Origin of the sequence: Dolichospermum sp. LEGE 00246 (assembly GCF_015207865.1) — a bacterium.
GTDB lineage: Bacteria > Cyanobacteriota > Cyanobacteriia > Cyanobacteriales > Nostocaceae > Dolichospermum > Dolichospermum heterosporum.
Genome location: NZ_JADEWA010000134.1, coordinates 1 through 11,729, shown reverse-complemented (window position 1 = coordinate 11,729; position 11,729 = coordinate 1). Strand labels below are relative to the sequence as shown.

The window sequence follows — 11,729 nt, the reverse complement described above, 5'->3', positions numbered from 1 at the left end:
GAGTTGGGGGAGTTGGGGGAACATTACCCGTCAAAATAAATTTGACGAACTACTAGAGGCAGGATTTATGTCTAAATGTTATGGAAATAACACGGACATATCTTGTATTTTTTTACAAAACTGTGTATATTAATATATTCTACCCTTGCATATAGTAATCTTAGCTAATTTGTGCAACTTGTTGTTCTAACTAACTACTTTAGGGCTAACAAGAATCAAAAACGGTTTCACAAATAATTTAGATAGGATTACTGCTGTATAACACAAATAAAGAGATTTCTGCTATGATCAACAAATTAATTAATACTAACATTAAGAGTTCTCATGTTTTACCAACTCCTAATGAGGTTAAGGCAAAATTACCTTTAACTAAAACTGCTGAAAATACAATTTTAAAATTCAGACAAGAAATAGAAAATATTTTAGATTTTCAAGATCGACGTAAATTCATTGTAGTCGGTCCTTGTTCAATTCATGATCCAAAAGCGGCGATAGAATATGGAGAAAAGTTGCTAGGCTTGGCAGAAAAAGTTCAGGATAAACTACTGTTAATCATGCGGGTTTATTTTGAAAAACCCAGAACTACTGTAGGCTGGAAAGGATTAATTAATGATCCGAAAATGGATGATTCTTTTCATGTAGAAGAAGGAATTTTAATTGCCAGAAACTTACTATTAAAGTTAACAGATTTAGGATTACCCACTGCTACAGAAGCACTTGATCCAATCATACCTCAATATATAAGTGAACTGGTTTCCTGGTCTGCAATTGGTGCAAGGACAACCGAATCGCAAACACACCGAGAAATGGCTAGTGGTTTATCTATGCCAGTAGGTTTTAAAAATGGTACTGACGGTAATATTCAAGTTGCTGTAAATGCCCTCAAATCAGCAAAAACTCCCCATAATTTCCTGGGTATTAATCAAAAGGGACAAGTGAGTGTATTTCAAACTAGGGGAAATGCTCATGGTCATGTAATTTTGCGTGGTGGAAATCAGCCTAATTTTGATGCCGAGAATATTCAGTTAGTAGAGGAACAATTAAAAGCAGCTAACTTATCACCAAGAATAGTTGTTGATTGTAGTCATGGTAATACTAATAAAGATTACAGATTACAATCTATGGTGTTTGAGAATATTATCCAGCAAGTATTAGATGGTACTAATTCCATTGTAGGAATGATGCTAGAATCGAATTTGTATGAAGGTAGTCAAGTAATTACAGGGAATCGTGAAGACTTAAAATATGGTGTTTCCGTAACTGATAAATGTATCAATTGGCAGGAAACTGAAAGAATTATTTTGGCTGCTCACAGTAAATTACAATAAACTTACAGCAGTTTTTATGTATTTACACCACATGAATTATTTTAATTCTTCTCTTTGCGTGTGGCTTTGCAGTTAGTTAGATCTTGTACCTCATTAATCTGCATCTTCCTCTAACATACCTCTAAGATACAAGGTTGGGTTGTGGAACGTAAACGTATCCCTGCGAGACAATGCGTGAACGCGGAGCAATCGGAGCGTATCCCTGCGAACTGCTTGCAGCAGCGCTTCGCTATCGCCGGAGGCATCAGCCATCATAAATAAGTAGTGAGACAGAATTAATTACACAATGTCATTGCGTTAGCGTAGCGTGGCGTTAGCCATATGGAAAGAAGTTGAATAAAGCAATCGCCAGGGTTGTGATTGCTTCCCTTCCCTCGCAATGACTGTAAATATTTTTGTCCAATTACTTAAAAGTGGGATTGGTGCGGATCGAACGCACGGCCTAGCGCTTAGGAGGCGCTCGCTCTATCCAACTGAGCTACAACCCCAAGGATGACGTAAATATCATAATAGCAGCATTTTTATTGCGATCGCCAACAATAATCCCAATCATCACCACCGACTTCTAACCCGCAAAGATTACTACTTGCAGTCAGGATAACTTGAGATTTGCCGCTATTAAGTTCTCGCAATTCTAAAGTGATTTCCCCTTGCATGGTATCTCGACAACAAAAAGTTAAACCATTAGTTGTAGGTGCGCGGAGGGGTGTACCGGGAAGATGGGTAGTCCCTGTCAGTTCAATTTCGTAATTGAGGTTTTTGGCTTGCATTTGCCATCTACCCCAGGGTTGAATTTGCCATGTTACCTCTGAATTCCAGGGAACAAATTCATAAAATTTGCCTTGGTGGTGAATACCAATCATGGCGACTGATTCCATCCACCATAATACACCACGTTTGCCGCCACCGGCTGTTAAAGCTAAGTCTGGTTGATTGATAAAGGCATTACAATTTAGCCAAAACCATTTTTGGGGAAAAGCACCACCCCAATTTTTTTCCGCGTATGCTGGGGCATTTGTGAATTCATAAATTTTACCATGCCAATCTATCCAACCGCTGGCTAAACCATGAGCCATTAAAATTTGCCAACCAGGTTCAAATATCTGAGAAAATGATAACCAACCGGCGGTTGATTGCTGAGGACTATTTTGATTTCCCCATGCGTACATGGGTTGAATTGCATACTCCCATCGGCAATAATTACCAGTGGTAGGATCTGTAATTATGCCTTGGTTTAAGGTAGCTGTGGCTTGATAGCCTTCTTGAATATGGTGTGCAAATTCACGAGGAATAAGATACAGAGGTGAAACTTGTAAGTTGGTTTTTCCCCAATGTCCTAATCCCAAAATATCCCGACTTGCCCAAAATTTGTTGATATCAGGAAAAGTGCGACAAAGGTATTCATCATTTATACCCAGGATTTGGGCTGCTCCGCCACTGTAGGGCTGATTGCCTCTTGGGTCTTCGATGGAGTACATGAAGGCGATAGTTTGCCGAATTTCGGTCAGTGTTACCCGGTAATACCAGCCCTCAAAAAAACGGCGATCGCTCCCATCCCAATGGTAGCCACTATGGGGAGTTTGGGTGAAATCAAAGAAATTTTTGGGAATATTCAGCATAAATTGTGTTTTATTGGACTTCGTAAGGTTAAAATTTGAGCTTTTACTTAAAGGGGATATATGGATGTAAAAACGCAAGTTATTACATTCTCAAGTATATTTATTTTTTGGTATTGGCAATGTGGAAACTTTAGACTAAAATGGGGTATCGGCTGAATAACTAGGGGCAACTACCTAATTCGGGAAAAATTTTACGCCATTTGAGGGTTGTCATTGAACGATTTCCCCCGGATTATTGAGCGGATACAAAATGGTGTATCCACTGAATTTCACTACATATTCCGTATTTTAAGCTTCATCATCTGTAATTACTGAACAAGAAATGTAAACCAAAAATAAAAGTTAGTTCTTCTTACACATCACAAAAAGACATTTTACAAACCATCAACATTCCACATTCCCCGATGATACTTAATCCTATTTTCCAGACAGCGTTTAGGTTGATGCAGCATATTATAGATTAATGAGGTACAGGATCTTAATTCAAAGCCAAACAGCAATCTAGCTTTACAAAAGAAGGGAACAGGGAACAGATAAGAAACTAAAGTTTCACCAGTTTAGAGCTTCAGTCAAAAAAAAGATGTTTTTAAAAGATGCGTAGCACGAAAAAACAGTGTCATTATTTCAATCTCATGTTTTTAAACATGAGTTTTTCCAGTTCCCTGTTGCTTCTTCCGCTGAATACTGACTCCTCAATTCTGATGTAAGTCTCTGACTAACTCAATTTGATGCTGTTCCTCTTTCTATCGCTGAGTCTAAACTCAAGTGGCTAGAAACTTGACAATTTGGTATGCGTTGTGATTAAGTGTTTAATACCAGGTAGATATATTTAAGATTCAATTACGAACTGTTGTAAAATCGCGCAGTGTAGTAAGGTGTGTCTATTTGGGAAGATTTGTGAAGTACAAGGTTTACTGCTACACAATTGCATATCATCTGGCTTAAGATCTTTTCTTACCTTAAATGCAAAAAAGGTATTGATTCACAAATTCATGTTTTTACAAGCCAAGCTCTAAAAAAATACTTATGCTAGAGATAGGATTTGAGACTAATAGGGGCAGTATTCAGTTAGTGAAACTCCCACGCTTTATCTCTCTATTTCTGATGATGGGAGATGTTTTTGGCCTATTTGTCTGTTTAGGAATTAGTTCTTACGGGACTCTGAATCATCCATTGATAGGATTTGATCCATTTGTATATGGATTTATACTACTGACTTTAACAGGAATGTATTTGTTAAATACATACCATCCAGAGAAAGAAATTGCTGGGTTACAATCTCCGACTCGCATCCTGATCAGCAGTCTAATAGTTGCCATCATAACTTCCGTGTTAATTAATTTATCGGGAAACTGGGAAGATAATCCAGTAGGGATGCGGGGTATATTATTAGTTAACCTGGGAATTTTTACTATCTGGGCAATGATATTAAGAATATGGGCATTTAATTGGTGGCGATCGCAAGCTCAACAAAGTCGTTGGTTAATGCTAGGAGCCAACAATCATGCCATAAAATTTGCCCAAATGTTCTTAACCCAAAATCCATTGGGGCGATTAGTTATCCTGACGGAAACTGGTCAACATATCCCTGAATTAGCAGAAATCGAACCCCAATTAAGTCATGAAGGATCTCTCAATGACTTATCTTATTGGAGTCATCAACCCTTATCGGGAGTAGTAGTAGGAACTCAAATCAGTCTCTCTGATCAACAAGTACAGAGTCTCATGCAACTCCGACTAAAAGGGATTCCCGTGTACCGTCTACCTGATATTTGGGAAACCCTATGCTACAAACTTCCCTCATCTCTACTCGAAGATGAGTGGTTTGCCTTCAGCAGTGGTTTTAACCTAGTATTTTGTGGTGACAGTCTCAAAATCAAAGGGGTTATGGATATAATCGTTACTGGTCTGTTGTCTCTGCTGGTGTCACCACTCATGATATTTGTAGGACTGATCATCAAATTAGATAGTCCAGGACCAATTTTTTATAGCCAATTACGAACAGGATTGTATGGTAAACCATTTCGGGTTTACAAATTCCGTTCCATGTATCAAGACGCGGAAAAGAGGGGCGCACAATGGGCAAGTCAACGTGACCAACGTATTACCAGAGTAGGATATTGGCTACGAGTTCTGCGAATTGATGAACTCCCCCAAATTTGGAATGTTTTGCGTGGAGAAATGAGTCTGATTGGTCCGCGTCCAGAAAGGCCAGAATTTGATGTTAAGCTCAAAGAAGCAATTCCCTATTACGAAATGCGTTATCTAGTCAAACCAGGAATTACTGGTTGGGCCCAGGTGCTTTATGCCTACGGAGCTTCTCTAGAAGATGCCTATGAAAAGCTATCTTACGACCTTTACTATATCAAGAACTATTCTTTATGGTTGGATATGGTGATAGTTTTGAAAACCATCAGAGTTGTTTTATTAGGTAAAGGCAGATGAATCAAAAAGTCTTGGTAACTGGAGGTGCTGGCTATATTGGTTCCCACGTCGTGCGTCAACTAGGTGAGGCTGGCTATGATGTGGTTGTATATGATAATTGTTCTACAGGAGTAGCACAAGCTGTACTTTATGGTCAGCTAATTATTGGTGACTTAGGAGATATAGACCGCCTTTACCAAGTCTTTGGCAAACATCAATTTAGTGCGGTATTGCACTTCGCTGCCAGTCTAGTTGTACCAGAATCCGTTGCCCAACCCCTTGATTACTACGCCAACAACACCCGGAATACTCTGAACTTACTGCGTTGCTGTAGTATCATGGGGGTTAACCAGTTGATATTTTCCAGTACAGCCGCAGTTTACGGCGAACCCAGAGAAAATCCCGTCACAGAGCTTACTCCTACCCTGCCCATTAACCCCTACGGTCGCTCCAAACTGATGAGCGAATGGATGATTCAAGACTACGGAATGGCATCTCGGCTGCGGTATGTAATTCTCCGCTATTTCAACGTTGCGGGAGCAGACCCCGGCGGTAGAATCGGACAAAACTCAAGGAATGCAACTCATTTAATTGCCAGTGCTTGTAATGCAGCCCTGAAACGCCAAGCAGAATTCAAGATATTTGGCAATGATTTCCCCACCCCAGATGGGACAGGAATTAGAGATTATATCCATGTCGAAGATCTAGCCACAGCCCATGTTGATGGGTTACGCTATCTAGGACGGGGTGGAGAAAGTCAAATTCTCAACTGTGGTTATGGCAAAGGTTATAGTGTGAGACAAGTTGTGGAACGAGTTAAGGACATTTCTGGGGTAGATTTTCCTGTGATTGAAGTGGCGCGTCGTCCCGGAGATCCAGCCTGTGTGACGGCTGATGCAGAAAAAATTAAACAGGTATTGAATTGGCAACCCAGGTATAATAACCTAAATAAAATAATCTCCAGCTTTCTCGCATGGGAAAAAGGTAAGCTGTGTAACACCTAAAGTCAGTAACCCAGCCCTAAAGGGACTGGGCTTGCAAGAGTAATCAAGCAAGCCGTGCTGACCAGACCACCCTGAGCGTAGTCGAAGGGTAGCCGTTATTTGAGTCACGACACCCCGGAATGCGAAGCTAGTTCCCTGCTCTGTCATTTGCAATTAAACAGTTTTAAGGTCACTGAAACAGTGTTGCAAGTCTAACAAGCTCTTATAACTGGTCGAAGCTAACATCACCCCAGAAATGGGAGTTGGTTTCCAGATTCCAATCAAAAATCTGGTTTCAATTTTAATATCCACAGCGGTTAAAACCGCACGTGTCGCTTCCCTCTCAGGTCTAAAGACACTGAGTTTCCCACTTACCGCGAGGTCTTATGATTAAATTTCCTGAGATGTAACCTAGAAAAGTCTTTGATTGATCAAATAGTGGGAAAAATTATTTATTTACTTACTTACTTAGTTTGGTACTATAAACGATAATCAAACTGCGTAACAAATAATCGCTATTTTACAAATATTAAATGCCAAAAGCCGGGGATGGGTAATTTTTGTTAAACCGGATGATCTACAATTTGTACAGCGCTTCCTACACTTAGTATGTTTTCTTAAATTAATTTATGTCCATTAACCAAGAAGACCAAGATTCCCCTATTGATATTCAACAATACTGGCTGATATTCAAAAGACGTTGGCTGGTAGCATCAATTGTCTTTGCCTCCGTCTTCGGAGTTACAGCCTTTGTCACTTATTTGACAAAACCAGTTTACGAGTCAGAAGGGAAATTGGTTTTCACTAAAAAAAGCGGGGCTTCATCACTCTCAAGTCTCTCTCAACAGATGGGAGAATTGGGCGCACTGACAAACCTTAGCAACCCAGTAGATACTGAATCTGAGATCATCCGTTCCTATCCCATCGTTATAAAAACTATTACCACACTAAAGTTGACAGATAATCAAGGCAAACAGCTTTCTTTGGAAGTTTTTCTCAAAAAACTGAAGCTGAAGACTGTCCGAGGAACAGATGTGATGCAGCTTTCTTACAAAAGTACAAATCCCCAGGAAGCAGCAGATGTGGTGAATTCCCTGATGAAATATTACTTAGAGAGTAATGTTCGCACTAACCGCACCGAAGCTAGGTCAGCGCGAGAATTTTTATCCAAGGAATTACCAGAAGTTGAACACCGAGTTACGAAAGCAGAAATGAACTTACGCCGGTTTAAGGAGAACAACCGAGTGGTGGCTCTGGATGTAGAAGCGAAAACTGGTTTGGAATCCCTGGGAAAGCTGAATGAAGCAATTACCCAGAGTCAAGGGGAATTGGCGGCGGTCTTGACTCGTTCCGTAGCTTTACAGAATGAAATGAAACTGGGTACACAACAGGCTGTGGATCTCAGTACCTTAAGTCAATCCCCCGGTGTACAACAAGTACTCACAGAATACCAGAAAACCCAATCTGAACTAGCAGTGGCGCGAAGTCTTTATACTGGTGATAATCCAAAGGTCGTGGATTTAGTCATGAAAGAGGCATCTCTGAAAAACGTACTAGAACAGCGAGTCAGCCAGACTGTTGGTAGTTCCGAGTTCCTATCCAAACAGAATTTGCAGATAGGAGAACTTAAACAGGTATTAACTCAAGACCTTGTCAAATCAGAAGTAGAAAGGTTAGCATTAACAAAACAAATAGAGGAATTGCAAAGGGTATTTATAGTTAACAGGAGACGTTTGGATAGCTTACCTCGACTGGAACAACAACAACAACAGCTACAGCGACAGTTAACTGTTGCACAAATCACCTATCAAGAATTTCTGAAGCAATTCCAGTTGGTTCAGGTTTTAGAGAATCAGAATGTAGGTAATTCGCGGATCATTTCTGGAGCTTTAGTTCCTGAACGTCCCATTTCTCCTAAGATTCCCCTCAACCTCGCACTAGGCGGATTTTTGGGAGTTATTTTAGGCGCAGGAACGGCGCTACTGTTGGAATCCATGAATCAATCCCTCAAAAATATTGAAGAAGCCAATCGGCTGTTGGGCTTTCCTTTGCTGGGGACGATTCCCCAATATGGGGAAAAAAATCCGAAAAATCGGCAGGAAGGTCGGCAAGAGTTGCCATTATTGGATGACCCCTATTCACCAGTCAGTACGTCTTTTGAAATGCTCCAGACTAACCTGGGGTTCACTTGCTCTGACAAAGAATTGCGGGTAATTTTGGTGACTAGTGCAACCCCAGGAGAGGGTAAATCTTTTGTGGCGGCAAATCTGGCTCTAGCAGCAGCTTATGTAGGAAGACGAGTCTTGTTAGTGGATGCTGATATGCGTCTTCCCCGTCAGCACCGGATTTGGGAAATACACAATTTGCTGGGATTAAGCAATATCTTGGCCAGTCAGGCGCAGTTAGAAAATGCTGTCCAGGAAGTATCCCCTCTGGTGAATATGTTACCAGCAGGAAAAATTCCGCCTAACCCAGTGGCACTGTTAGATTCCCAGCGCATGGCTGCCTTGGTTGAAGAGGCTAGTAAGGATTATGATTTCGTAATTATTGACACACCTCCCTTAACGGCTGTTACTGATCCCCTGATTGTTGGCAAGTATGTGGATGGGTTATTGCTGGTTGTCCGTCCCGGTGCAGTGGAGTATTCAGCGGTAACTGCGGCGAAGTCATTACTTGAGCAGGCGAGAGTGCCTATTTTGGGCATGGTGGTGAATGGTATTGGTAAGGAAAGTGGTTATGGTGGATATTACTATGCCAGTGGTTATTACGGAGGTAAAGAAGACAAGAAGAAGTCTTCGGAGGCTAATGTGCGGTCAGGGTTTTTTGGTCGGGTGTAATTTGTCTTTACACTCTGACGAGATTAATTAAATTGTCTGTGTTTTAGGAGTTGAGCTTTGATGGTCTTTTGATCTCGGTTCCTCCCTCGCAACCTGCTCGTAACTGAGAAGGCCGGAGCAGGGGAAAGCTATGTCTAATTAAGGTATAACTCTCGAAACAATGTCTGCGATCCTGATGATTTAAGTATTCTAGTATTTTTGTGCGATCGCCAACCAATACTAATGGAAAAAACCGATATTCTGCCTGCATTGGCAGGAGTAGAGTTAAAATTAACTGTTGATAATGTATTTAGCTGGTTAAAAATGGCTTAACTAAGCAATATATTGGATAAGATAAGAGTCTTAGAGACTTCCAATAAAAAAATATCCCAAAATTCCTTGTGGTGCAGGCATCTTGCCTGCTAATAATACAAGTAGTTCATCTTTTTTGTGGAGTTCTCTTAGAGAGTTCCAATTAAAAAAATACCCAAAAATCCCTTGTGGTGCAGGCATCTTGCCTGTTACCATCAAGGACAGGCAGGATGCCTATCCCACAAAATTGGGTAATTTATTTTTTGGTGTTCCCTTACAAAGGGGGGCTAAATTCCTCAAAGTCCCCCTTTTTAAGGGGATTTAGGGGGATCTGCGGGTGTCAGATCCCACACGAAAAAGTTTTCAAACAACCTCTAAGAGGAGAAGGTTAGTGAGAGGTGCGGAGAGAGGCTTTGACCCCCCATTCCCTCGTAGGGAAGAATTTATACGTTTCCCAAGTTCTGATCTATAGGATATAATTATCTCAGAGGATGTTTGAAAAGTTTCCGGCGATTATAAAGATGCCTCCGGCTCCCGTCAGGGATACGCGACTACACAAACCAAGTCCACCTATTCCTACATTCCCTTAAACGATTTCCACAGTCGGCTACCCCAATCATAAATATATGACCATCAGTGCCGTAAAAAATATTACAAAAGATATTACATTAGAAAAGTTCTTAATGATGCCGGAGACCAAGCCTGCGTCAGAGTTCTTGGATGGAGATATTATTCAAAAACCCATGCCTAAAGGAAGACACAGCCGACTGCAAGGGAAACTTAGCAGCGAAATTAATTTGGTGAGTGAATCTGAAAAAATTGCCTATGCTTTTCCTGAACTCAGGTGTAGCTTTGGTAGTAGGTCAATTGTTCCTGATATAGCAGTTTTTACATGGGAACATATTCCTTTCCTTAGCAGTGGAGAAGTCCCAGATAGATTTGAACAGTCCCCAGATTGGGTAATTGAGATTCTTTCTCCTGAACAGAAATCAAATAAAGTGATTGGCAATATCTTGTATTGTATGGAGCATGGATGTAAATTAGGATGGTTTCTTGATCCTGATGACTTAAGTATTCTAGTATTTTTGTGCGATCGCCAACCAATACTGATGGAGAAAACCGATCTTCTGCCTGCATTGGCAGGAGTAGATTTAAAATTAACTGTTGATAATGTATTTGGCTGGTTGAAAATGGCTTAACTAAGCAATACATTAGACATCTCCGGTAAAGATTGTAGAGACGTTCCATGGAACGTCTCTACAGGGGTTTCATGTCACGCATATTTAATTTTTGGAGATGTCTATTGGATAAGATAAGAATCTTAGAGACTTCCAATAAAAAAATATCCCAAAATTTCTTGTGGTGCAGGCATCTTGCCTGCTAACAATACAAGCAGTTCATCTTTTTTGTGGAGTTCTCTTAGGGACTTCCAATTAAAAAAATACCCAAAAATCCCTTGTGGTGCAGGCATCTTGCCTGCTAACAATACAAGCAGTTCATCTTTTTTGTGGAGTTCTCTTAGAGAATTCCAATTAAAAAAATATCCCAAAAATCCCTTGTGGTGCAGGCATCTTGCCTGCTAACAATACAAGCAGTTCATCTTTTTTGTGGAGTTCTCTTAGGGACTTCCAATTAAAAAAATACCCAAAAATCCCTTGTGGTGCAGGCATCTTGCCTGTTACCATCAAGGACAGGCAGGATGCCTATCCCACAAAATTGGGTAATTTATTTTTTGGTGTTCCCTAAGAGGAGAGGGTTAGTGAGATGTGCGGTGAGAGGCTTTGAACCCCCCCATTCCCTCGTAGGAAAGAATTTATACGTTTCCCAAGTTCTGATCTATAGGATATAATTCTCTTAGAGGATGTTTGAAAAGGGTAATTTATTTTTTGGTGTTCCCTTAAACGATTTCCACAGTCGGCTACCCCAATCATAAATATATGACCATCAGTGCCGTAAAAGATATTACATTAGAAAAGTTCTTAATGATGCCGGAGACCAAGCCTGCATTAGAGTTCTTGGAGGGAGATATTATTCAAAAACCTATGCCTAAAGGAAGACACAGTTGTTTACAGTACGAATTATGTAATGGAATTAATCAGATTACAAAAAAGGGGAAGTTAGCCTATGCTTTTCCTGAACTCAGGTGTAGCTTTGGTAGTAGGTCAATTGTTCCTGATATAGCAGTTTTTACATGGGAACATATTCCTTTCCTTAGCAGTGGAGAAGTCCCAGATAGATTTGAACAGT

The 11,729-nt window shown here is 40.5% G+C and carries 8 protein-coding genes and 1 tRNA gene; 6 read left to right on the top strand and 3 right to left on the bottom strand.

All coding sequences use genetic code 11. From position 1 onward, the window contains the following. Nucleotides 1-284: 284 nt before the first annotated feature. Entirely contained in the window at nucleotides 285-1,328 is a 1,044-nt protein-coding gene (locus IQ228_RS11360) for a 3-deoxy-7-phosphoheptulonate synthase (RefSeq protein WP_027402928.1), read from the top strand. Between the two features lie 414 nt (nucleotides 1,329-1,742). On the opposite strand, the gene IQ228_RS11355 is transcribed toward IQ228_RS11360, so the two are convergent. Together IQ228_RS11355 and IQ228_RS11350 are read right to left on the bottom strand one after the other, a co-directional pair. Next, nucleotides 1,743-1,816, bottom strand: a tRNA-Arg gene (locus IQ228_RS11355). 33 nt (nucleotides 1,817-1,849) lie between these two features. Continuing rightward, nucleotides 1,850-2,947, bottom strand: a complete 1,098-nt coding sequence (locus tag IQ228_RS11350) for a tocopherol cyclase family protein (protein ID WP_027402929.1) — start codon at nucleotides 2,945-2,947, stop codon at nucleotides 1,850-1,852. 1,026 nt (nucleotides 2,948-3,973) lie between these two features. On the opposite strand from IQ228_RS11350, the gene IQ228_RS11345 reads away from it, so the two are divergent. The 4 genes from IQ228_RS11345 to IQ228_RS11330 all read left to right on the top strand — a co-directional run bounded on the left by IQ228_RS11345 (nucleotide 3,974) and on the right by IQ228_RS11330 (nucleotide 10,681). After that, nucleotides 3,974-5,392, top strand: a complete 1,419-nt coding sequence (locus tag IQ228_RS11345; protein WP_193962891.1) for a sugar transferase — start codon at nucleotides 3,974-3,976, stop codon at nucleotides 5,390-5,392. Next, a complete protein-coding gene (galE, locus tag IQ228_RS11340) occupies nucleotides 5,389-6,375 on the top strand; it encodes a UDP-glucose 4-epimerase GalE (RefSeq protein WP_027402931.1) in 987 nt (328 codons plus the stop codon). The genes IQ228_RS11345 and galE overlap by 4 nt, the downstream gene beginning before the upstream one ends. A 608-nt stretch (nucleotides 6,376-6,983) precedes the next feature. Then, nucleotides 6,984-9,191 (top strand): polysaccharide biosynthesis tyrosine autokinase, encoded by a 2,208-nt coding sequence (locus IQ228_RS11335; protein WP_193962890.1) that lies wholly within the window; start codon nucleotides 6,984-6,986, stop codon nucleotides 9,189-9,191. Between the two features lie 917 nt (nucleotides 9,192-10,108). Next, nucleotides 10,109-10,681 (top strand): Uma2 family endonuclease, encoded by a 573-nt coding sequence (locus IQ228_RS11330; protein WP_027402933.1) that lies wholly within the window; start codon nucleotides 10,109-10,111, stop codon nucleotides 10,679-10,681. Nucleotides 10,682-10,803: 122 nt separating this feature from the next. On the opposite strand, the gene IQ228_RS11325 is transcribed toward IQ228_RS11330, so the two are convergent. Further along, nucleotides 10,804-11,031, bottom strand: a complete 228-nt coding sequence (locus tag IQ228_RS11325) for a hypothetical protein (RefSeq protein ID WP_193962889.1) — start codon at nucleotides 11,029-11,031, stop codon at nucleotides 10,804-10,806. 388 nt (nucleotides 11,032-11,419) lie between these two features. Between IQ228_RS11325 and IQ228_RS11320 the strand changes: the two genes are divergently transcribed. After that, nucleotides 11,420-11,729: Uma2 family endonuclease (locus IQ228_RS11320; protein ID WP_193962888.1), on the top strand; the 310-nt coding region annotated here is incomplete at its 3' end.